A 21,257-nucleotide genomic window follows, 5' to 3' on the forward strand; every position below is an offset into this window, starting at 1 on the left:
GTAGTGAAACGACGCATCGCCGATGGTAGTGTGGAGCTTCTCCATGTGAGAGTAGGTCATCGTCAAGATTCAATTCCGAAACCCCTATCTGCTGACGCAGGTAGGGGTTTTGTCTTTTCCGACGTAGAAAAAGCAGAGCGATGTCGCGGGGCCGAGCCCCGCGATATTTTTACACGAACGCCTGCGGCGCCATGCCTCGCGGCAGTCGGCAACGGTCAGGAAGGGCGACCAGACGTGTGCGCCAGTTGGCTTTGAAGCAGAACGCCACAGCTTTGACCTGCTCCAGGCTTGCCTGACGCTGTTTGCGCAGCTCAGCCAGGGACGGCGCTTTTTTCACCGGCGCAGCCCCCACCTTGGTCAGCGAGCGTTGGCATGATTTGCAATCCACTTCGGCTTCCACCGCGCTGCTGCTCAGGTTGTTGCCAGTGCGACCGCAGGCGACGGTCTCGCCGTTCGTTGAGTAATGCATTACCAAAACAGTACATCTCCACACATATGAACAAAAAGCCGCGCATTTTCGCATAGGTGGACGGCGAGATGCCCCGTTCCGTCGGTCCGCACTCATCTTGTTGCAATTGCCAGAAGCAGCGGCTCCTCTATAGAATGAGATCAATTCTTAATTACATTCCTGCCGCTATTGGCCGGTGTATTCAGTGGTCTCCATGTCCTCGATCGATCGCGCGCCCAATCTGCATATCGAAAGTCTCTACTGCGAACACCACGGCTGGCTGCATGGTTGGCTCAGCCGCAAGCTGGGCAATAGCAGCGATGCCGCGGACCTGGCTCACGACACCTTCATCCGCCTGCTGACCAAGCCCGCGCGCAGTTTCGGCAGCGAGCCCCGCGCGCTGTTGACCCATATCGCCAAGGGCCTGGTGGTCGATCGCTGGCGGCGTCAGGATGTCGAGCGTGCCTATCTGGAAAGCATTGCCCACCTGCCCGAAACGGAAGTCCCCTCGCCGGAAACCCGCTGGCTGATTCTCGAGGCGCTGCAGCGCATCGACGCCATGCTCCGCGAGATGCCCAGCCGTGTGCGCCAGACTTTCCTGCTGTCGCAGATCGACGGCCTGACTTATGGACAGATCGCCGAGCAACTGAACGTTTCGCTGATCACCGTCAAACGCGACATGCGCGATGCCTTCCTCGCCTGTCTGAGTGTGGCCTGATGACCCCGCAGATCGACCCGCTGATCCTCGGCGAAGCTGCTGACTGGCTGGTGCAGTTGCAATCCGGCAGCGCGACCGAAGCGGATCACCGCGCCATTCAGTCATGGCGTCAGCGCAGCCCGCAGCATGCGCTGGCCTGGCAGCGTGCCGAAGCCTTGCTCGGCGACTTGCGTGCCGTTCCCGGTTCGCTGGCCAGCGACACCTTCCAGCGCCTGCGTCGCGATACCCGCCTCGGCCGGCGCCAGACCCTGCAACGCTTGGGCCTGTTCCTGCTGGCCGGTCCGGCGATATGGACGGCCTACCGCGAGTTGCCCTGGCAGCAATGGAGCGCCGACCAGCGCACCGCCATCGGCGAACAGAAGAACCTGACGTTGCCCGACGGCACTCACCTGCTGCTCAACACCGGCACTGCTCTGAACATCGTTTTCAGTACCCGGGAGCGGCGGATCAGATTGCTCGAAGGCGAAGTCCTGATCAGCACCGCCAAGGACGCTGCCCGTTCGTTCATCGTCGAGACCCGCCATGGTACCGCCCGCGCGCTGGGTACTCGTTTCAGCGTCCGGGTCGGCGAGCAACGCAGTCAGGTCGCAGTCACCGAGGGTGCGGTGGAGATGCTGCCGATGCAGGGTGGTCGCGGCCTGATCCTCAAGGCCGGCGAGCAGAGCGCCTTCGCTCGCGAGAGCACCGCGCCGGTACAGCCGCTGGATGCCGCCGAGCTGAGCTGGGAGCAGGGCATGATGGTCGCGCGCAATATGCGTCTGGTCGACCTGCTGAGCGAGCTCGGACGCTATCGGCCTGGTGTCCTGCGCTGCCATGACGAGGTCGCCGGCCTCACCGTATCCGGCGCCTTCCCGCTGCGCGACACCGATGCCAGCCTGCGTCTGTTGCAGGACACCCTGCCAATTCGTGTCAGCAGCCTGACCCGCTACTGGGTCGCCATCGAGCCGCGTTGAATCACGAAGAAATTCGCGATGGCCTTGATACCTTTTTCCATCTCCTTCGGTGAGGAAGTGAATCCTCACTTTTCCATGTACCGACAGGAGCCATGAATGACGTCCAGGCCGTTACCGTCCGTTTCCCGAGTCAGCCCTCCACGCGTTGCCCTGCAGGCGCTGAGCCTGGCCGTCGCCCTCGCGGCACTGATGCCGGCGCATGCCGTCATGGCTGCCGATGCACTGCAAGGCAGTGTTGCCCGTAGCTACGACATCGCCCCGGGGCCACTGGGCGATGTGCTGGCCCGGTTCGCCGCGATGGCCGGGGTGCCGCTGTCGTTCGACGCGAAGCTGCTCAACGACCGACGCAGCCCTGGCCTGCGCGGCAGCTACACGACCGAGGGCGGCTTTGCCGTGCTGCTCCAGGGTAGTGGTCATACCCTGCAAAGTGCCGGTGGCAATGGCTACACCCTGGTGCCGGTGTCCAGCGGTGATGCCCTCGAACTCGGTGCGACCAGCGTGAACGCCAGTTCCATCAATGCCTTCGACGACACATACGCCGGTGGCCAGGTGGCCCGTACCGCGCGCCTTGGTGTGCTGGGCAACCGTTCGATCAACGACGTGCCGTTCAGTGTGGTCAGCTACACCTCGAAAGCCATCGCTGACCAGCAGGCCAGAACCATCGGCGATGTCCTGTTGAACGACGCCGCCGTGCGCCAGTCCGCCGGCTTCGGCAACTTCTCCCAGGTCTTCACCATCCGCGGCCTGCCGCTGCAAAGCGACGACATCGCCTTCAACGGCCTGTACGGCGTGTTGCCGCGGCAGATCGTCAACACCGAAGCGGTGGAACGGGTCGAGTTGTTCAAAGGGCCCAATGCCTTCCTCAACGGTGTCGCGCCCCAGGGCAGCGGGATTGGCGGCAGCGTCAACCTGGTACCCAAGCGCGCCGAGGACACCCCGACCCGCAGTGTCACCCTGGATTACACCAGCGACACCCAGGTCGGCGGTCATCTCGATCTCGGCCAGCGCTTCGGCGAGGACAACCGTTTCGGCGCGCGCCTCAACCTGGCCCAGCGCGGTGGCGATACCGCGATCGATGACGAGAGCAAGCGCTCCACGCTGATCGCGGTCGGTCTCGACTACCGTGGCGAGCGCCTGCGCCTGTCCACCGATCTCGGTTACCAGAAACAGCGTATCGACAATGGTCGCTCGGTGGTCTACCCCAACGGCAGCAAGGTGCCCCATGCCCCGTCAGCCAAGGACAACTATGCCCAGGACTGGACCTGGTCGGAGCTGGAGGACACCTATGGCATGGTCAACGGCGAGTACGACCTGAACGACAACTGGACCCTGTACGCCGGTGCGGGGGCCAAGCACACCCGTGAGAACGGCGTGTATTCCTCGCTGTACGTCGGCAACGACGGCAGCGGTCGTACGGGTTTTCTCTACCCACCCCATGATGAGGACAACAAGAGCGCCGTCGCCGGCCTGAATGGCCATTTCACGACCGGCCCGGTGACCCACCAGATGAACGTTGGCCTGTCCGGCATGTGGGGGGAGCAACGTTCGGCGTTCGAGGCGATTCTGGTAGCCAATCGCCCAGTGGGCAATCTGTACGATCCGATCCCGGTACCGCGTCCGACCAATACCTATTTCGGCAGCGATATCCACGACCCGCGCATCGTCGGCAAGAACCGCGTCAAGAGCGTCGCGCTGTCCGACACCCTCGGCTTCATCGACGACCGTGTCCTGCTGACCCTCGGCGTGCGCCGCCAGACCATCGAAGTGGATGCCTGGAACACCACCAGCGGCGCGCGTACCAGCAACTACGAGGAGTCCATCACCACGCCGGTCTATGGCCTGGTGATCAAGCCGTGGGAGCACGTGTCGTTCTACGCCAACCGTATCGAAGGCCTGGCCCAGGGCCCGACCGCGCCGCTGACCGGGGTGAGCAACCCCGGCGAAGTCTTCGCACCCAAGCGCAGCAAGCAGACCGAGGCCGGGGTCAAGCTGGACTACGACAGCCTCGGCGCGACCCTCGGGGTGTACCGCATCGAGCAACCGAACAACTCCACCAGCTATGTCCCGGGCGTGGCTCTCGGCACCTTCAACGTCGACGGCGAACAGATCAACAAGGGCGTCGAGCTGAATGTCTTCGGCGAGCCGCTCGATGGCCTGCGCGTGCTGGCCGGTGCGACCTGGATGGACACGGAACAGAAGAACACCGCCAAAGGCGCGACCGACGGCAACCGCGCCGCCGGCGTGCCGCGCTTCCAGTTCAACCTGGGCGGCGAGTGGGATGTGCCGGGTATCCAGGGCGCGGCGCTCAGCGCGCGGATGCTGCGCACCGGTGGCGAATACCTGAATGCCGCCAACACCCTGAACATCCCGGCCTGGACCCGCGTCGACCTCGGTGCGCGCTATGGCTTCAAGGCGGACGACAAGTACGTCACCCTGCGCGCCAACGTCGAGAACGTGGCAAACAAGGCGTACTGGGCGTCGGCATCGACGGCGAACAACTACCTGACCCAGGGAGAGCCACGGACGTTCAAGGTGTCGGCTACCGTCGACTTCTGATTGCGTGACAGAGGCTCCGTATCCATCGCTATTTCCCGAGGCTGGCTCCCCCGCATGGTTTCTGGAACTGGCGATGGTCTCGATACAACCCCGCGCCGTCACATCAGCCCTGCACCCAATCCGCGCGGCGGCTCCTCCTGCAACTGACTGATAGGTCGACCACAGCACCGGCACGCCCTCCAGTCGGTTGCCTTCCTCCAGCCGCGTGTCCTTAGCCAGCCTGGTATCCAGCCCTCGTGCAACGACAGGCCTCAGTCGGTTGCCGGGTCGCCAGGGAAGCTGTTCCCGAACAAGTCCGCTTTTCGCCTATGTATTGAGGAATTGTCCTACGTCTGGCCCCAGGGCATACGGCTTATTCTCTGCGCCCGGATGACGGCACCCGCCGTCGGATCATTTTCCGCTCCTCATCAGGAAGCCGCATGAACCCCAAAGCAGTCGCTCCCAGCCAGCGTGTTCGCCTCAAGCGAGGCGTGCTGGAGGTCTTCATCGATGAGGCGGTGCAGCCCGCGGAAGCCCTGTTCGGCTTTGCCGAGCGATGCAACCCCAAGCGCGCTTTCCTGTTCGTTTCCCGGGTGCTGGGTCGGCATGTTCCGGTGCGGCCGTCGGTCATGGCGGCCAGCTTCGAGCAACTGGCCAGCCTGATTCCGTCCGACCTGCCCGGTCCGGTGCTGGTCTTCGGCATGGCGGAAACGGCGGTCGGCCTCGGTGCGGGTGTCCATCGCGCCTACAGCGCGGGTCGCCAGGACTGCATCTATCTGGTCAGTACCCGTCATCCCCTGGGCAGCGAGCTCTTCACCCGTTTCGAGGAAGAACACAGCCACGCCAGTGCCCATCTGGTCCACCTGCCCCAGGACCCCGCGCTTCGCGAGGCGATGTTGTCCGCACGTTCGCTGGTGCTGGTGGACGATGAAATCTCCACTGGCAGGACCTTCATCAATCTGCACCGCGCCCTGGTCGAGGCTGGCCTGTCGCGCATCGAGCGGGTGGTCACCTGCGTGTTGACGGATTGGTCCGCCGGTGCGCTGGAAGGGGCGATCGGCGCCAGTACCGTGTCGCTGCTGAAGGGGGCGTACCGCTTTCATGAAGACCCATCGTCCGCCTTGCCGGACATGCCGCAGGTCGGTGTGGTGTCCGGCGGCCAGTGGCGGGTCAACCCCGCCAACGATTGGGGGCGCCTGGGGATCCGCCAGGTCGCGGACAGCCTGGCGCCGGACCTGCAGGTGCGGCCGGGAGAAAGGGTGATCGTGGTTGGCACCGGCGAATTCGTCTGGCGCCCCTTCCTGCTTGCCGAGCGCCTGGAGCGGGCGGGTGCCGATGTGCACTTCGGTGCCACGACGCGTTCGCCGATCGCCCTGGGTCATGCCATCGAGCATGCCCTGTCGTTTGCCGACAACCATGGACTGGGCATTTCCAATTTCCTCTACAACGTGCGACCCGGTCAGTTCGACCGGGTCATCATCTGCAGCGAGACGCCCGCGGCGGCAGTCTCCGCGGAGCTGGTCGAACGACTCGGGGCCGAGGTGATCGTCGATGGCCGCTGAGCGCCCGCTGGTGTTCGTCGACCTCGACGACACCCTGTTCCAGACCGCGCGCAAGATGCCCGGACAGGGACCGCGCATCGCCGTCACCCTGGACGTCCTGGGAGCGCCCAATGGCTTCATGACGCCAGCCCAGAAAGGGCTGGTCGACTGGCTGCTGGCATCGGCCGACGTAGTGCCGGTCACCGCCCGCAGCATCGAGGCCTACCGGCGCGTCCGGCTGCCCTTCGGCCATGGTGCGATCTGCGCCCACGGTGGTGTCCTGCTGGATGCCGATGGCCACCTCGACCAGGACTGGCACGGGCAGATGAGGGACGTCCTCAAGGATTTCCAGGAGCGCTTGCCAGCCTTGAGTGAAGCCACCCTGAGCCACGGTGAACGATCGGGTTACCCATTGCGCGGCTGGGTGGTGGAAGAGCAAGGCTTGCGCCACTACGTGGTGACCAAGCACAGCGGGAGCGATGACGCCGTGCTTGCCGACGTGCTGGCGGAGATCCGTCGACGGGGTCTGCTGCACGGCATGCATGTTCACGCCAACGGCAACAACCTGGCGTTCCTGCCTCTGGGCCTGGACAAGTCCCACGCGGTCGGCGAATGGCTGCGCCGCGACCGTCAGCGGCATGGCGAGCGTCCGGTGCTCGGTTTCGGCGACAGCCTCTCCGATCTCGGCTTCATGAGCCTGTGCGACCTGTGGGCCACCCCCGCGCGCAGTCAACTGGCCAAAGCCATGGAGGGCGTGCTCGGTGACTGAAACCATCGCCACTCTGGAGACCGTCGGCAGCGGCAGCTATCTCCCTGATGACGTGCATTTTCTCCTGCGCCCGGTGCGCATGAGCGTCACCGATATCGAGGAAAAGGAGCGTCTGATCCAGACGAACCGCAGGCACTATTCCGAAATGCTCGGCCGGGAACACGTGCCGGGCGACGTCCACAAGCAGCTCTATGCACTGGCCCTTGCCCGCAACGGCAAGCGCATGGCCACCGAGGTGCAGGCCCTGGCCCATGCCTTGGACGAGGCCAGTGCCGGTCCGACCATCGTCCTGGTTTCCTTGGTTCGCGCGGGCCTGCCCCTCGGTGTACTGCTGCGTCGCGCCCTGCGCGACCTGGGGCGCGAGGTCCATCACTATGGCGTCAGCATCGTCCGTGATCGCGGGATCGACCGGGTGGCGCTTGAGGCCATCATCCAGGCCCACGGCGCTGCAAACATCATTTTCGTCGACGGCTGGACCGGCAAGGGGGCGATATCCGCCGAGCTGAAGCGCACCCTGGCGGGTGATTCACGCTTCCCCGGAGAGCCGCGTCTGGTGGTACTCGCGGACCCCTGCGGGCGAGCCTGGCTGTCGGCATCCGCGGAGGATTGGCTGATCCCTTGCGGAATCCTCGGCGCTACGGTGTCCGGCCTGGTATCGCGTTCCATCTGGCCCGACGGGCAAGGCCTGCATGGTTGTGTCACGTACGACCACCTGCAACCCCATGACGTGACCCGTGCGTTCATCGAGCACATCGAAGCCGAGCGACGTGAACTGGGGAAGGTCGCGCCGGCAATACCCTGGACCCACTCGCAGCGCAGGGCACTTCAGGCGGCCGTCGAGCCTGTATTGCGCGTGTTCGCCGAACGTCACGCCATCAGCGACCCGAACAGGCTCAAGCCTGGTATCGCCGAAGCGACCCGTGCGGTGTTGCGACGCTTGCCCGATCAGGTGCTGGTGCGCGATCGCAACGACAGCGACGTGCAACTGTTGCTGCACCTGACCGAACGGGCAGGCGTGGCGGTGCAGGAGGCCGGTGCTGCACTGGGGCCCTATCGGGCGCTGACCCTGATCCGGAGCGCGAACCGATGAGCACCCCATCGCCCTTCGCGCTCGGCGCCACCTTGTACCTGCCGGCTACCCGCAATGACATTCTCGACCTGGTCTGCGGTTCGCGGATCCCCGGCCTGCGCTCCCTGGTGGTGTGCCTTGAGGATGCCGTGGCGGCGACCGATGTCGACAGTGCCCTGACCAACCTGCATGGCCTGCTGGCACGCCTCGATGCCCGTGGCGGGCGTCCGCGGCAGGCGCCGCTGGTGTTCGTCCGTCCGCGCAATGCGCGGATGGCGGCGGTGCTCAATGACTGGCCATTGATGAAGCACGTGGATGGCTTCGTCGTCCCCAAGCTGACCCTTGGAACCCTGCCAGTCTGGGCGGCGGCGGCAAGCAATCCCGCGCTCTGCCTGATGCCCACCCTGGAGACCGCGGAGGTCTATGACCCGGGGGCGATGGTCGAACTCGGGCAGGCCCTGAACGCCATCCTCGCGCGACGCATCATCGCCTTGCGTATCGGCGGCAATGACCTGATGGGCTGTCTCGGCCTGCGCCGCGACCCGGCCCGCACCCTGTACAGCACGCCGATGGCGTACGTGATTCAGATGCTCACCGGGGTCATGGGCGCACAGGGTTTCGCCCTGACCGCGCCGGTCTTCGAACGCCTGGACACGCCCAGCCTGCTCAGGGAAGAACTGGCACTGGACCTCGCCCATGGCCTGGTCGGCAAGACCGCGATCCATCCCAGTCAGATCGGTCCGATCCAGGAGGCCTTGCGTGTGTCCCGCGAAGACCTCGACAGCGCCCGGCGCATCACCAGTGACACGGCACCGGCGGTGTTTCTCCACAACGCTGCCATGTGTGAGCCCGCCACCCACCGCAAATGGTCCCTGAACATCCTTGAACGCGCCCGCTGGCACGGCGTCAGGCCCGAGCCTGACGGCGACGAACGCCACCTGCCCCGGGCGCCGGAAAACCCGTGCGATTCAACAGCGCTGGAAGGCCGGGGCGCGAGCCCCTTTCCGGCTTCGATGTGAAAACCAATGACCAAGATGGAGCGTGAACATGGCACTCACCCTGAGCAAGAATCAGAGCATATCGCTGGAAAAAGCAGCCGGGAGCGGTCTCGCTGCGATCAGCCTGGGACTGGGTTGGGATCCGGCGCAGCCCACGGGTTTCTTTTCGAAGATGCTTGGCGGTGGCAACAAGCAGATCGACCTCGATGCGTCCTGCATCCTACTGGACAGCAACCTGAAACCGATTGACCTGGTGTGGTTTCGCCAGTTGAGTTCGCGTGACGGGGCGATCCGCCACTCCGGGGACAACCTGACTGGCGAGGGCGATGGGGACGATGAAGTCATCCATGTCGACCTCCGGCGCCTGCCGGCCAGCACCCAGCACCTGGTATTCACCGTCAACAGCTTTCGCGGGCAGACCTTCGCTCAGGTCGAAAACGCTTATTGCCGCATTCTCGACAAAAATGGCAACCAGGAGCTGGCGCGCTTCGACCTGGCGGAGAAGGGCCGTCATACCGGTGTGGTGATGGCCAGCCTCAGCCGTACCGGCGCCGACTGGACTTTCAAGGCCATCGGCCACGCCACCAAAGGCCGGACCGCGGACGACCTGACCAGCCTGGCGATCCAGGCGGTGCGCGGATGACCATGCTGGCACCCGGCGGCAACGCGGCGGTCGCCAGCGCAACACTGCGGGTCGACATCCGCTACAGCCCGCTTGCGGGTGTCGACCTCGATGTCTCGGCGTTCGCCCTGACCACCGCCGGCAAGGTCCGCCGCGATGGCGACATGTGCTTCTACGGGCAGCCCAGCGTACTTGGCGGAGCGGTTCAACTGATGACCAGCACGCCAGGGCAGGCGACCTTCAGCGTCGATCTCGAATGCATCGACCTTGCCGTGGAAAAGATCGCTCTGACGGCGACCCTTCACGAGAACAAGGCGAGCTTCGACCGCGTCGCAACCCTCGGCCTGGCGCTCAGCGGTGGCATCGAGGTGCAGATCCCGACCCGGGGCATGAACGAGACCGCGTTGATTCTCGGCGAGTTCTACCGCCGCCAGGGCGCCTGGAAATTCCGCTGCGTCGGCCAGGGCTTCGCGGGCGGTCTGGAGCCGCTGGCCCGGCACTTCGGGGTCGACGTGGCAGCACCCACGCCAAGTCAGGTTCCACCTCCTGCTCCCGTGGCGACCCCGAAGTCGAGCGTCAGCCTGAGCAAGGTCACCCTCGACAAGACCCGCTCCAGCATCAGCCTCGAAAAGAGCGCAGCAGGCTTCGGTGAGATCCGCGTCAACCTGAACTGGAACCAGCGCAGCGACAACACTGGCGATACCGGTGGCGGTGGCCTTTTCGGTGGGCTGCTGAGGGGCAAGCGCAGCAATGCCATCGACCTCGACCTGGGCTGTCTGTTCGAGCTGCAGGACGGCGCGAAGGGCGCGGTCCAGGCACTCGGCAAGTGCTTTGGCGACCTGTCCGACGAACCCTACATCCAGCTGATGGGAGACGATCGAACCGGTTCCGCGGTGGGTGGCGAATGGTTGCACATCAACGGACAGCAATGGAGCCGGATCAAACGCATCCTGATCTTCGCCTACATCTACGACGGCGCCCCGAACTGGAAGGCGACCGATGGCGTGGTGACCATCCACGTCCCCGGCCAGACCGATATCGAAGTACGCATGAACGAGGAGGGTGGCCGCCACGGCATGTGCGCGATCGCCCTGCTGGAGAACGTCGGTGGCGCGGCCAGGGTTTCGCGCCAGGTCGACTTCCACAACGGCCATCAGGATCTGGACCGTGCCTACGGCTGGGGCATGCGCTGGCGCGCGGGTTCCAAGTAGGCAACTGATCGAGCGGGGCCACGAGGCTCCGCCGTAGCGAGGAAACAGCAATGCTCGAATGGCTCAGGACCAATGCGGTCAAGGCCCGTGAAACCCTGGCGACCGAGGTCGCCAGGTACAGGAACCGGACGTTCATGGAGGCCATCGCCAATGGCTGCGCGCTGATGTCCGCCGCCGATGGCGAGATCAAGTCCGAGGAGAAGATGAAGATGGCCGGTTTCATCAACAACTCCTCCGAACTCAAGGTGTTCGACCTGAACGAGGTGACCCGGGTGTTCAGCGACGCCTGCGGCAAGTTCGAGTTCGATTTCCAGATCGGTCGGGCCGAAGCCCTCAAGGCCATTGGCAAGGTCAAGGGCAAGGACGGCGAAGCACGCCTGCTGGTGCGGGTGGTCTGCGCGGTCGGTGCTGCCGATGGCGACTTCGATGGGAAGGAAAGGGCGGTCGGCCGACTGATCTGCCTGGAGCTGGGGCTCAACCCTGCTGACTTTGAACTCTGAGGAACTCGAACCGTGGAAACAACACTAGGCTTTCCTCCGCTGACCATGGCGGTATTCGTCGGCCTGGCGCTCGCCGCCTTGCTGCTGGACATGGTTACCCACCGTGATGACAAGCCGATCACCCTGACCCGCGCCTCCGTCTGGTCAGTGTTCTGGATCGCGATCTCCCTGGCGTTCGCTGGCTTCCTCTATGTCCAGCATGGCCCGGACGTGGCCAGCCTCTTCGTCACCGGCTACGCCCTGGAGAAGGTGCTGTCGGTCGACAACCTCTTCGTGTTCATGGCCATCTTCGCCTGGTTCAAGGTGCCGGACGGCCTGCGTCATCGCATCCTGTACTGGGGCATCATCGGCGCCATCGTCTTTCGTGGCGTGTTCGTCGCGATCGGCACCGGGCTGCTGGCGTTCGGGCCCTGGGTCGAGATTGTCTTCGCGCTGATCGTGGCCTGGACCGCGGTGATGATGCTCAGGAGCGGGGGTGATGATGACGAGGAAGAGGACTATTCCAGGCACATCGCCTATCGCTTCGCGAAAAAACTCTTCCCGGTCTGGCCGAAGCTGCACGGCCACAACTTCTTCGTGCGGCGCAAGGTGCTCGAAGCCGAACTGCACAAGCCCGAGAACGCGGGCATGAGCCTGGCGGCCAAGGGCGGCCTGTTCGCCACGCCGCTGTTCCTCTGCCTGGTGGTGGTGGAAGTCTCCGACGTGCTGTTCGCCTTCGACTCGGTCCCGGCGATCATCGCCGTAAGCCGCGAGCCGCTGATCGTCTACTCGGCGATGCTCTTCGCCATCCTCGGCCTGCGGACCCTGTACTTCGTCCTCGAAGCGCTGAAGCGCTACCTGGTCCATCTGGAAAAGGCCGTGGTCGCCCTGCTGTTCTTCATCGCTGCCAAGCTCGGCCTGAACGCCACCGACCACCTGTTCCACCACGGCATCGGCATCGATCCGAACACCAGCCTGCTTGTCGTGCTGGTGGTCCTCGCCATCGGCATCCTGGCCAGCGTGATCTTCCCGGAAAAGGAAGAAGCGCCGGCCGAACGCCCGTAATCATCAAGCACAAGGAACCGAACCCATGGCACTGACGCTTCAGAAAGGCGGCAACCTGTCCCTGTCCAAGACCGATCCCGGCCTCACCCGGATACTCGTCGGTCTGGGCTGGGACCCGCGGACCACCGATGGCACCGAGTTCGACCTGGACGCCAGCGCATTCCTTCTCGGTGGCAACGGCAAGGTTCGTGGCGAAGCCGACTTCATTTTCTACAACCAGTTGCGCAGCCAGGACGGTGCCGTCGAGCACACCGGCGACAACCGTACCGGTGCGGGCGAGGGCGACGACGAGGTGATCAGGGTCGACCTGAGCCTCATCCCGTCCGATGTCGACAAGATCGCGTTCACCGTGACCATCCATGACGCCGATTCCCGCCGGCAGAACTTCGGCCAGGTGGGCAATGCGTTCATCCGCATCGTCAACGAGGCGAGCGGTGCCGAGGTGGTTCGCTACGACCTGGCGGAAGACGCCTCCATCGAAACCGCGATGATCTTCGCGGAACTGTACCGCCACGGCGGCGAGTGGAAATTCCGCGCCGTGGGCCAGGGCTATGCCGGAGGCCTGCGCACCCTGGCCAATGGCTACGGCATGAACTTCTGAACGTACAACCCACCCTGAACAAGGAAACACAGCATGGCTGTCAGTCTGTCCAAAGGCGGTAACGTCTCCCTTTCCAAAGAAGCACCAGGCTTGAGCGAAATCATCGTCGGGCTGGGCTGGGACGCCCGCGTCACCGACGGCGCCGAGTTCGATCTCGATGCCTCGGTCTTCGTCACCGGCGAGAGTGGCAAGGTCCTCGGCGACGCGGGCTTCATCTTCTACAACAACAAACTGTCCGCCGACGGCTCGATCGAACACATGGGCGACAACCGTTCCGGTCAGGGCGAAGGTGACGATGAGCAGGTCAACGTCAAGCTGACCGGCCTTGCCGCTGATGTGAAGAAGCTGGTGTTCGCCGTCACTATCCACGATGCCGAGGCGCGCAAGCAGTCCTTCGGCCAGGTGAGCAATGCCTATATCCGTGTGCTGAACAAGGCGGACGGCAAGGAAATCGCTCGCTATGACCTGTCGGAAGACGCCTCCAGCGAAACCGCGATGATCTTCGGTGAACTCTACCGTCACAACGACGAGTTCAAGTTCAAGGCGATCGGCCAGGGTTTCGCGGGTGGCCTCAAGCCGCTGGCCGAAGCGCATGGTGTGAGCATCGGCTGAACCCTGCGGTACAAGCAAAGCCCCGGTTACTCCGGGGCTTTGCTTTTCCTCATGGCTTGCAAACCGAACGCCTGTCGCGGCAGTCCATGGCCTCTGCTTTACTTTCTCCCCGCAATTGCGCCGTTTGTCGAATCTTCACGCGGCGAAGTGGAACTCCCGGATCAAGGCTCACTTCCTTGCCTTGAGGCAAAGAAGAAAATAGCTATTGATCTCATAATATTCATAAATTTGTTCCATGCAGAATGCCGTTTTAGTCTTTACCCATCGTCGGCTGCAATCAAAAAGGGCCGGTCTGCTGAGGAAAAAGGAGAAAGCAGTAATGTCGAACCAAGGTAAGTGCCCGTTCCACAACACCGCCGGTAGCGGCACCAGTAATCGTGACTGGTGGCCCAATACCCTGCGTGTGGACCTGCTCAATCAGCACTCGGATCGTTCCAACCCGCTCGGGGAAAACTTCAATTACCGCGAAGAGTTCAAGAAGCTCGACTACTCCGCGCTCAAGGCCGATCTGAAGAAACTCCTGACCGACTCCCAGGACTGGTGGCCGGCGGATTGGGGCAGCTACGGCGGCCTGTTCATCCGCATGGCCTGGCACAGCGCCGGTACCTATCGCACCGTGGACGGCCGTGGTGGCGCCGGTCGCGGCCAGCAACGCTTCGCCCCGCTGAACTCCTGGCCGGACAACGTCAGCCTGGACAAGGCGCGTCGTCTGCTGTGGCCGATCAAGCAGAAGTACGGGCAGAAGATCTCCTGGGCCGACCTGATGATCCTCGCCGGCAACGTCGCCCTGGAATCCTCGGGCTTCCGCACCTTCGGCTTCGGCGCCGGTCGTGAAGATGTGTGGGAACCGGACTACGACGTCAACTGGGGCGACGAGAAGGCCTGGCTGACCCACCGCGACCCGGAAACCCTGGCGAAAAACCCGCTGTCGGCCACCGAAATGGGCCTGATCTACGTCAACCCGGAAGGCCCGAACGCCAGCGGCGATCCTGCCTCGGCGGCGGCGGCGATTCGCGCCACCTTCGGCAACATGGCCATGGACGACGAGGAAATCGTCGCCCTGATCGCTGGCGGGCACACCCTCGGCAAGACTCACGGCGCCTCCGCGGCCAGCCATGTCGGTGCCGATCCGGAAGCCAGTGGCATCGAGTCCCAGGGCCTGGGTTGGACCAGTTCCTATGAAAGCGGCGTCGGTGCCCACGCCATCACCTCCGGTCTGGAAGTGATCTGGTCGCAGACCCCGACCCAGTGGAGCAACAATTTCTTCGAGAACCTGTTCAAGTTCGAATGGACCCAGACCCGTAGTCCGGCGGGCGCGATCCAGTTCGAAGCGCTGGACGCCCCGGAGATCATGCCCGACCCGTTCGACCCGTCGAAGAAGCGCCGGCCGACCATGCTGGTGACCGACCTGACCCTGCGTTTCGATCCAGGTTTCGAGGCGATTTCGCGGCGCTTCCTCAACGACCCGCAGGCGTTCAGCAATGCCTTCGCCCGCGCCTGGTTCAAGCTGACCCACCGCGACATGGGCCCGGTCGCCCGCTACCTCGGCCCGGAAGTGCCGAAGGAAGAGCTGATCTGGCAAGACCCGCTGCCGCAAGCGATCCACAACCCGAGCGCCAGCGATATCGCCGACCTCAAGTCGCGTATCGCCGAAGCGGGTCTGTCGGTGGGCGAACTGGTCTCGGTGGCCTGGGCGTCGGCCTCGACCTTCCGCGGTGGCGACAAGCGTGGTGGTGCCAACGGTGCGCGCCTGGCCCTGGCGCCGCAGAAGGACTGGGCGGTCAACGCCATCGCGGTCGGCACCCTGGATCGCCTGAAGGCGGTGCAGCAGGCTTCCGGCAAGGCCTCGCTGGCTGACGTGATCGTCCTGGCCGGTGTGGTCGGGATCGAGCAGGCGGCCAAGGCGGCGGGTGTGAGCGTGCATGTACCGTTCGCTCCGGGTCGTGTCGATGCGCGTCAGGACCAGACCGAAGTCGAGTCGTTCGATCACCTCGAACCGCTGGCTGACGGCTTGCGCAACTACCGTGGCGTGGACAGCGCCGCCAGCACCGAGTCGCTGCTGATCGACCGGGCCCAACTGCTGACCCTGACCGCGCCGGAACTGACCGCGCTGGTCGGCGGCCTGCGGGTACTGGGCGCCAACTACGACGGCGGCAAGCACGGCGTGTTCACCGATCGCGTCGGCGAGCTGAGCAACGACTTCTTCGTCAACCTGCTGGACATGAACACCGTGTGGAAAGCGGCGGATGGCGGCACCGAGGTTTTCGAAGGGCGTGACCGCAAGACCGGCGAGGTGAAATACACCGCCACCCGCAACGATCTGGTGTTCGGTTCCAACTCGATCCTGCGGGCCTATGCCGAGGTCTACGCCAGTGCCGATGCCAAGGAGAAGTTCGCTCGCGACTTCGTCGCGGCCTGGACCAAGGTGATGAACCTGGACCGTTTCGACCTGCAATAGGCGCGCGTTTTCCCGCGTGAGCAAGGCCCGGTGAAGTTCTGCTTCACCGGGCCTTTTTTCGTCGTTGCTTCCAGATACAATGCCGCGCCTTCAATTTTCCCTCTCAGGTTTTTCCATGTCCGGCAATGCGCTCTATACCGATCTGTCGGGCTACTACGACCTGATGTGCGCCGATATCGACTATCGCGCGCAGAGTCACTGCGTGCAGCGCCTGCACCAGTTGTTCGGCAATGGCGGCATGCGCCATCTGGATCTCGCTTGCGGAACCGGGCCGCATGTGCGGCATTTCATCGATGCCGGGTTCGAGAGCGGCGGCCTGGACATCAACCAGCCGATGCTGGACAAGGCGGCGTTGCGCTGTCCCGAGGCGCATTTCGCGCTCGGCGACATGTGCGGGTTTGCCGTGGCGCAGCCGCTGGACCTGATCACCTGTTTCCTCTACTCGGTGCACTACAGCGGTGACATCGACCGGCTCAAGGCCTGTATCGCCAGCGTGCACGGGGCGCTGGCGGAAGGTGGGGTGTTCTGCTTCAACGCGGTGGACAAGCGGCGGATCGACAATGACTCGTTCGTGTCCCACAACGCCGAGCTCGACGGTGCGGATTTTGTCTTCCGCTCAGGCTGGCATTACCCGGGGGAGGGTGAGCGTCAGTCGCTGTGTCTGAGGATCGAGCGGACGCAGGGGGGGCAGACTCAGGTCTGGGATGACCGGCATCCAATGGTGGCGGTGAGCTTCGATGAACTGCAGGCACTGCTGGCGCCGTACTTCGAAGTCACTGTGCTGGAGCATGACTACGAGAAGCTGGTGCCGTGGAATGGGGTTTCGGGGAACGGGTTGTTTGCCTGCGTGAAGCGCTGAATGCCCATGGAGGCGTGTGGCCGGTAGAATCAGCGCGGTGTTCATGGCGATGACCGTGGACATGATCAACGACTCACCGAAGCACTGCCTGCCGCAGTGCGCCTTCAGAAGGAAATGAAGATGGAAAATCCGAACCGCCGCTGGGTGGCGACTGGCGCCTCCGTGGTCCTGGGCCTGGCCGTGTTGACCGCCATTCTCGGCAGTTTCTACACCGTGGACGAGAAGGAGCGCGGCGTGGTTCTGCGCAATGGCGCGTTCATCGAGGTCGCGGAACCGGGGCTGCACTGGAAATTCCCGTTCATCGACACGGTGAAGGAGATTTCCATCCAGAACCAGGCGTCCAAGTGGGAAGGACTCCAGGCCTACAGCCGGGACCAGCAGGCTGCGCAATTGGTGGTGTCGGTGTCCTGGCATGTCACGCCCGGCGAGGTTGCCGATGTCTACAAGGGCTATGGCGATCTCGATGGCCTGCTGGCCCGCGCCATTTCTCGTCAGGTTCCCAGCCAGGTGGAAAATGTCTTTGGCCAGTACACGGCGGTTAATGCCGTGCAGAAACGGGGTGAGCTGGTTGCGGCGATGTCGCAGGCGATCAAGTCGAGTGTCTCCGGCCCGGTGGTGATCGACAGCGTGCAGGTGGAGAACATCGACTTCAGCGATGCCTACGAGAGCTCGATCGAAGAGCGTATGAGGGCCGAGGTCGCGGTGAAGACCCGCGAGCAGCAACTGGAAACCGAGAAGATCCAGGCGCAGATCAGTGTCACCCAAGCCCAGGCCCAGGCCGACGCGGCACTGGCACAAGCCAAGGCCGAAGCCCAGGCGATCGAACTGCGCGGCAATGCCGAAGCGGCAGCCATCGAAGTCAGGGCCAAAGCGCTGGCCAGCAACCAGAACCTTGTCGAGCTGACCAAGGCTGAGCGCTGGGACGGCAAGCTGCCGACCACCGTGCTGCCGGGGGGCACGATGCCGTTTATCGATGCTAGGAAGTGAGGCACCCGAGTATCTCGAGTGCGCCGCAACCGGCGTGGGAGCGGATTTATCCGCGATCGGCGGCGCAGCCGTCGTAGAACCTGAGTCCCGAATCTGCCTGACACACCTCGGATACAGGTTTTATGGCCGCTTCGCGGCCAATCGCGGATGAATCCGCAAGTCCCCGCAGAACGTAAATCGAGTGCCCGACCCGGACCCTGTGGGAGCGGGTTCACCCGCGATGACGTCGGTGAATTCACTACCGCAATCGCGGGTAAGCCCGCTCCCACAGGTTTCTCGGCCAGCCGCAGAATCCAGGTTTGAAGCAGGACCCTGTGGGAGCGAGCTTGCTCGCGAAGGGCCGCAAGGCGGCCCCAAAACCTGGCACACCGAATCCCCGATCAAAACCGCAAAACCCGCTCCACCCATCCCCGCCAACGCCGTTTCCCGGCTTGCAGAACCAACCCCGGCTCATCCACAACGACCGGCATGTCCCGCAACCGCACCCAAGGTTCACTCTGCCAATACAACAAACTCACCATCCGCGCCTCACCCCAGCGCATCTGTCCCAACCGCGGCTCTGCATCGGCGCTTGCCTCCTGCCCATCCCGTAACACCGCCACCACCTCATGAGTGAGCCAATGCCGCAGATGGCGATTCTCTGGTACATATTGCTGCGCCAGCAGCGCATAGGCCCCGGACTCACTGACCATCAGCGTTTGCGCATAGTGGCCGTAACGGAGCAGTAGCACGTGACGTTGCTGATCCTGGTCAAGCCGGCGGATTCGGCGTTCATTCAGATGACGGCCCATCATCCGGCCCAGTTCGTATGCGCAGAACCAGGCTTGGGATTCGAGCCAGAGGGTGTGGAGAGGGTGGGTGTTGCGGGTGAAGAGGGTAGGCTCGTAGAGGTCAGTCATGGCTGGCCTCCGGTATGGCAGGGGCGTTGGACAGGCAGATTGCATCTGCAGATGGCCTGCGAGCCTCAGCTTTTGTAGGCATTTCTGTCACCTCTACGTGTTTTCAGCTTTCTTAGGGCTGGGAGTCGGGAGCTAAGAAATCCCACGTAGCGGACCGGACGTATTCCCCTTCCGGGTCTTGTATTAGTCCACTCCCGACATAACACGTGTTTTCTGCGCGCAGGAGTAAACCACAGGCACAAAAAAGCCGCATCTGTCGGGAGCGGATTTGCCGCTACGTGAGGCGTTTCTTAGGCGCCGAGCAGAAGTATTTGGTTATGATCCCAACTGTGTCAATCATGGGTGTTGTAGGAATTTTCCTTGATTTCTAGGCGGCGTCTAAGTCCGGACTGGTGAGTTATGAGGTTTTTCGATTTTTATAAAGCGCATGGAAGTTCAAACCTAAGCGATTTCGATATTTTAACTAGGGGGTACGATAATAGCCGAGAGGTAGAGCAAGCAAGGAAAGAAAAGGCACTAGAGGTGGCCTTGGAATGCGTTAAGGACGGGACGTTAACCTCAATTGATAGCATTGAGTCTCCACTCTCAAAAAAAATAAAAGAATTTCATGGGCGTGATACTTTCGAAATTAATAGCCACTGGATCGAGATGTCGCAGTTGTGGTTTTGTCCATGCTGTGAGCGAGACAAGTTTGGGATTTCAAGAGTTGGCAATAAAGGACAGGTTTTAGCAAAGCTTGTGGTTCATCATGATCATATTGCGGATGCTCTTAAGGCGGCCTTCAATAAGGTGTTTGTTGAGTTTTCAGTTTCAAAGCCTACCCTGACAGGGCTGTCTCTCGTTGATAGATTGGCCGAGGGCTTTGCCACATACTCCCCAGTTTTAGTGTGTGAGGACTGCAATAATGCAGATGCCAAAGCGAAAAGGGCAATTGCTGATCGGTATGGCTCAAACTTGAAGTATCACTCCTTCTCGATAATGCAAATAACCCGCTTCATTGTTCCGAGAGAACACTCGCCACACGATATCAACGAAGAAGAGCTATTTTCTATTTGGCTTGCGTGCAGGGAGGATTATAAATCAAGAATGAAATTGATTTATGAAGTTGCTAAGGTCGCTGTGCTGACTGACTGCTGGTTTGAGGGGTATCCCGCTGATTTTAATCCAATTCCAACCTTGTCCAATAGAAAGTTCTATGGCGGGCTTGGATGGGTTTCTCCAGAAGCATTGAGTGCAGAGGTGAAAAAGCAGGCTATGCCTACAAAACCTAATATGAAAAGGTGGAGGACAGAGCCTAGGAAGAAAGGGGCGCAACCACCGGAAAGCTACCTTTCTTTAATTCTTTCATTACCAGGGTGTAGGGGGATGTGGGAGAGTGCTGGAGAAAAATGGGTTTGCCCTGTATGTTGTCGTAGTAAATACGAGACGGTCGAGTATTTTGATAAAGAGGTTTCGTTTATAACTCACTCTCCTCCGCGGCAGAGTCCGAAGTGGCGAGGGGTAGAGTGTGTTTGCAAAAGCTGCTTTAGGGTTATGACAGCTATGATGAAGGAACTCAGATCTGAATTTGATGCTGTTATTTCAAGTGCTTTTGATTGTGTTGGGCCGGTGGAATTGAAAAGTATGATTATTGCCTCTCCTCACTCTCAGCATCGTATTGATAATAAAGTTGCGATTGAGCTTTTAGACCGAAAGAGGAATGCGTTCAGGTGATTTTAGTAATAAAAAAGGCTGCCTGTCGGCAGCCTTTTGCGATCGGAGATATTAATCCCAGCTCAACGCCCCACCCGTCTGATACTCGATCACGCGCGTCTCGAAGAAGTTCTTCTCCTTCTTCAAGTCCATGATCTCGCTCATCCAAGGGAACGGGTTGGTGGTCCCTGGATACTCTTCCTTCAGACCGATCTGCGACAGGCGACGGTTGGCGATGAACTTGAGGTAGTCCTCCATCATCGCCGCGTTCATGCCCAGTACGCCGCGCGGCATGGTGTCGCGGGCGTATTCGATCTCCAGTTGAGTGCCCTGCAGGATCATCTGCGAGGCTTCTTCCTTCATCTCGGCATCCCACAGGTGCGGGTTCTCGATCTTGATCTGGTTGATCACGTCGATGCCGAAGTTCAGGTGCATGGACTCGTCACGCAGGATGTACTGGAACTGCTCGGCGACGCCGGTCATCTTGTTGCGACGACCCATGGACAGGATCTGGGTGAAGCCGCAGTAGAAGAAGATGCCTTCCAGTACGCAGTAGTAGGCGATCAGGTTGCGCAGCAGTTCCTTGTCGGTCTCGACGGTGCCGGTGTCGAACTCCGGGTCGGAGATGGCGCGGGTGTAGCGCAGGCCCCAGGCGGCTTTCTTCGCGACCGACGGGATCTCGTGGTACATGTTGAAGATCTCGCCTTCATCCATGCCCAGCGATTCGATGCAGTACTGGTA

Annotated in this window: 20 protein-coding genes; 17 read left to right on the forward strand and 3 right to left on the reverse strand. The window is 62.2% G+C overall.

Annotation, left to right across the window (positions count from 1 at the left end; translation table 11 throughout):
• Positions 1-169: 169 nt before the first annotated feature.
• Positions 170-475, reverse strand: a complete 306-nt coding sequence (locus CHB99_RS26860) for a hypothetical protein (RefSeq protein ID WP_042127721.1) — start codon at positions 473-475, stop codon at positions 170-172.
• A gap of 187 nt (positions 476-662) precedes the next feature.
• On the opposite strand from CHB99_RS26860, the gene CHB99_RS26865 reads away from it, so the two are divergent.
• The 16 genes from CHB99_RS26865 (at position 663) to CHB99_RS26940 (ending at position 17,925) form a co-directional block, all read left to right on the forward strand.
• Complete coding sequence (locus CHB99_RS26865; protein WP_042127723.1) at positions 663-1,166, forward strand: sigma-70 family RNA polymerase sigma factor; 504 nt, start codon at positions 663-665, stop codon at positions 1,164-1,166.
• Positions 1,166-2,119 carry a FecR domain-containing protein gene (locus CHB99_RS26870; protein ID WP_042127725.1) on the forward strand — a complete coding sequence of 318 codons (954 nt, stop codon included), beginning with the start codon at positions 1,166-1,168 and terminating at the stop codon, positions 2,117-2,119. The genes CHB99_RS26865 and CHB99_RS26870 overlap by 1 nt, the downstream gene beginning before the upstream one ends.
• Before the next feature lie 96 nt (positions 2,120-2,215).
• Positions 2,216-4,675, forward strand: a complete 2,460-nt coding sequence (locus CHB99_RS26875; protein ID WP_042127727.1) for a TonB-dependent receptor — start codon at positions 2,216-2,218, stop codon at positions 4,673-4,675.
• 419 nt (positions 4,676-5,094) lie between these two features.
• Positions 5,095-6,216: a phosphoribosyltransferase domain-containing protein gene (locus tag CHB99_RS26880; protein ID WP_042127729.1), complete on the forward strand. Its 1,122-nt coding sequence runs from the start codon at positions 5,095-5,097 to the stop codon at positions 6,214-6,216.
• Positions 6,206-6,964, forward strand: a complete 759-nt coding sequence (locus tag CHB99_RS26885) for an HAD family hydrolase (protein ID WP_042127731.1) — start codon at positions 6,206-6,208, stop codon at positions 6,962-6,964. Before CHB99_RS26880 ends, CHB99_RS26885 begins: the two co-directional genes overlap by 11 nt.
• Positions 6,957-8,054, forward strand: a complete 1,098-nt coding sequence (locus CHB99_RS26890; RefSeq protein WP_042127733.1) for a cysteine protease StiP domain-containing protein — start codon at positions 6,957-6,959, stop codon at positions 8,052-8,054. Before CHB99_RS26885 ends, CHB99_RS26890 begins: the two co-directional genes overlap by 8 nt.
• Positions 8,051-9,052: an HpcH/HpaI aldolase/citrate lyase family protein gene (locus tag CHB99_RS26895; RefSeq protein WP_084702861.1), complete on the forward strand. Its 1,002-nt coding sequence runs from the start codon at positions 8,051-8,053 to the stop codon at positions 9,050-9,052. The genes CHB99_RS26890 and CHB99_RS26895 overlap by 4 nt, the downstream gene beginning before the upstream one ends.
• A gap of 28 nt (positions 9,053-9,080) precedes the next feature.
• A complete protein-coding gene (locus CHB99_RS26900) occupies positions 9,081-9,674 on the forward strand; it encodes a TerD family protein (RefSeq protein WP_042127735.1) in 594 nt (197 codons plus the stop codon).
• On the forward strand, positions 9,671-10,864 hold the full coding sequence (locus CHB99_RS26905) for a TerD family protein (protein ID WP_042127737.1): 1,194 nt from the start codon (positions 9,671-9,673) through the stop codon (positions 10,862-10,864). Before CHB99_RS26900 ends, CHB99_RS26905 begins: the two co-directional genes overlap by 4 nt.
• Positions 10,865-10,914: 50 nt before the next feature.
• Entirely contained in the window at positions 10,915-11,364 is a 450-nt protein-coding gene (locus CHB99_RS26910) for a tellurite resistance TerB family protein (RefSeq protein ID WP_042127739.1), read from the forward strand.
• Between the two features lie 45 nt (positions 11,365-11,409).
• Positions 11,410-12,408, forward strand: a complete 999-nt coding sequence (locus tag CHB99_RS26915) for a TerC/Alx family metal homeostasis membrane protein (protein WP_042127741.1) — start codon at positions 11,410-11,412, stop codon at positions 12,406-12,408.
• A 25-nt stretch (positions 12,409-12,433) separates the two neighbouring features.
• Positions 12,434-13,009 (forward strand): TerD family protein, encoded by a 576-nt coding sequence (locus CHB99_RS26920; protein WP_042127743.1) that lies wholly within the window; start codon positions 12,434-12,436, stop codon positions 13,007-13,009.
• Positions 13,010-13,042: 33 nt separating this feature from the next.
• Positions 13,043-13,621, forward strand: a complete 579-nt coding sequence (locus CHB99_RS26925) for a TerD family protein (RefSeq protein WP_042127745.1) — start codon at positions 13,043-13,045, stop codon at positions 13,619-13,621.
• Positions 13,622-13,940: 319 nt separating this feature from the next.
• Entirely contained in the window at positions 13,941-16,079 is a 2,139-nt protein-coding gene (katG, locus tag CHB99_RS26930) for a catalase/peroxidase HPI (RefSeq protein WP_042127746.1), read from the forward strand.
• 115 nt (positions 16,080-16,194) lie between these two features.
• Positions 16,195-16,938 carry a class I SAM-dependent DNA methyltransferase gene (locus CHB99_RS26935; protein WP_042127748.1) on the forward strand — a complete coding sequence of 248 codons (744 nt, stop codon included), beginning with the start codon at positions 16,195-16,197 and terminating at the stop codon, positions 16,936-16,938.
• A gap of 120 nt (positions 16,939-17,058) precedes the next feature.
• Positions 17,059-17,925: a prohibitin family protein gene (locus tag CHB99_RS26940; RefSeq protein WP_245655643.1), complete on the forward strand. Its 867-nt coding sequence runs from the start codon at positions 17,059-17,061 to the stop codon at positions 17,923-17,925.
• A gap of 380 nt (positions 17,926-18,305) precedes the next feature.
• Here CHB99_RS26940 and CHB99_RS26945 read toward each other — a convergent pair whose 3' ends face one another.
• Complete coding sequence (locus tag CHB99_RS26945; protein WP_042127752.1) at positions 18,306-18,824, reverse strand: BRO-N domain-containing protein; 519 nt, start codon at positions 18,822-18,824, stop codon at positions 18,306-18,308.
• 399 nt (positions 18,825-19,223) lie between these two features.
• Between CHB99_RS26945 and CHB99_RS29690 the strand changes: the two genes are divergently transcribed.
• Positions 19,224-20,537 (forward strand): hypothetical protein, encoded by a 1,314-nt coding sequence (locus CHB99_RS29690; RefSeq protein WP_141137349.1) that lies wholly within the window; start codon positions 19,224-19,226, stop codon positions 20,535-20,537.
• Positions 20,538-20,588: 51 nt separating this feature from the next.
• Here CHB99_RS29690 and CHB99_RS30245 read toward each other — a convergent pair.
• On the reverse strand, positions 20,589-21,257 hold a 669-nt coding region (locus CHB99_RS30245), incomplete at its 5' end, for a ribonucleotide-diphosphate reductase subunit beta (protein ID WP_249299715.1).

This window comes from Pseudomonas japonica (assembly GCF_900188455.1).
Lineage (GTDB): Bacteria > Pseudomonadota > Gammaproteobacteria > Pseudomonadales > Pseudomonadaceae > Aquipseudomonas > Aquipseudomonas japonica.

Excerpts from the sequence above, each read along its gene's own strand:
- CHB99_RS26900 (WP_042127735.1), top strand. The coding sequence starts at position 9,081 with ATGGCACTCACCCTGAGCAAGAATCAGAGCATATCGCTGGAAAAAGCA.
- CHB99_RS26920 (WP_042127743.1), top strand. The coding sequence starts at position 12,434 with ATGGCACTGACGCTTCAGAAAGGCGGCAACCTGTCCCTGTCCAAGACC.
- CHB99_RS26870 (WP_042127725.1), top strand. The coding sequence starts at position 1,166 with ATGACCCCGCAGATCGACCCGCTGATCCTCGGCGAAGCTGCTGACTGG.
- CHB99_RS26875 (WP_042127727.1), top strand. The coding sequence starts at position 2,216 with ATGACGTCCAGGCCGTTACCGTCCGTTTCCCGAGTCAGCCCTCCACGC.
- CHB99_RS26940 (WP_245655643.1), top strand. The coding sequence starts at position 17,059 with ATGGAAAATCCGAACCGCCGCTGGGTGGCGACTGGCGCCTCCGTGGTC.
- katG (WP_042127746.1), top strand. The coding sequence starts at position 13,941 with ATGTCGAACCAAGGTAAGTGCCCGTTCCACAACACCGCCGGTAGCGGC.
- CHB99_RS26880 (WP_042127729.1), top strand. The coding sequence starts at position 5,095 with ATGAACCCCAAAGCAGTCGCTCCCAGCCAGCGTGTTCGCCTCAAGCGA.
- CHB99_RS29690 (WP_141137349.1), top strand. The coding sequence starts at position 19,224 with ATGAGGTTTTTCGATTTTTATAAAGCGCATGGAAGTTCAAACCTAAGC.
- CHB99_RS26885 (WP_042127731.1), top strand. The coding sequence starts at position 6,206 with ATGGCCGCTGAGCGCCCGCTGGTGTTCGTCGACCTCGACGACACCCTG.
- CHB99_RS26865 (WP_042127723.1), top strand. The coding sequence starts at position 663 with ATGTCCTCGATCGATCGCGCGCCCAATCTGCATATCGAAAGTCTCTAC.
- CHB99_RS26945 (WP_042127752.1), bottom strand. The coding sequence starts at position 18,824 with ATGACTGACCTCTACGAGCCTACCCTCTTCACCCGCAACACCCACCCT.
- CHB99_RS26895 (WP_084702861.1), top strand. The coding sequence starts at position 8,051 with ATGAGCACCCCATCGCCCTTCGCGCTCGGCGCCACCTTGTACCTGCCG.
- CHB99_RS26935 (WP_042127748.1), top strand. The coding sequence starts at position 16,195 with ATGTCCGGCAATGCGCTCTATACCGATCTGTCGGGCTACTACGACCTG.
- CHB99_RS26905 (WP_042127737.1), top strand. The coding sequence starts at position 9,671 with ATGACCATGCTGGCACCCGGCGGCAACGCGGCGGTCGCCAGCGCAACA.
- CHB99_RS26910 (WP_042127739.1), top strand. The coding sequence starts at position 10,915 with ATGCTCGAATGGCTCAGGACCAATGCGGTCAAGGCCCGTGAAACCCTG.
- CHB99_RS26915 (WP_042127741.1), top strand. The coding sequence starts at position 11,410 with ATGGCGGTATTCGTCGGCCTGGCGCTCGCCGCCTTGCTGCTGGACATG.
- CHB99_RS26925 (WP_042127745.1), top strand. The coding sequence starts at position 13,043 with ATGGCTGTCAGTCTGTCCAAAGGCGGTAACGTCTCCCTTTCCAAAGAA.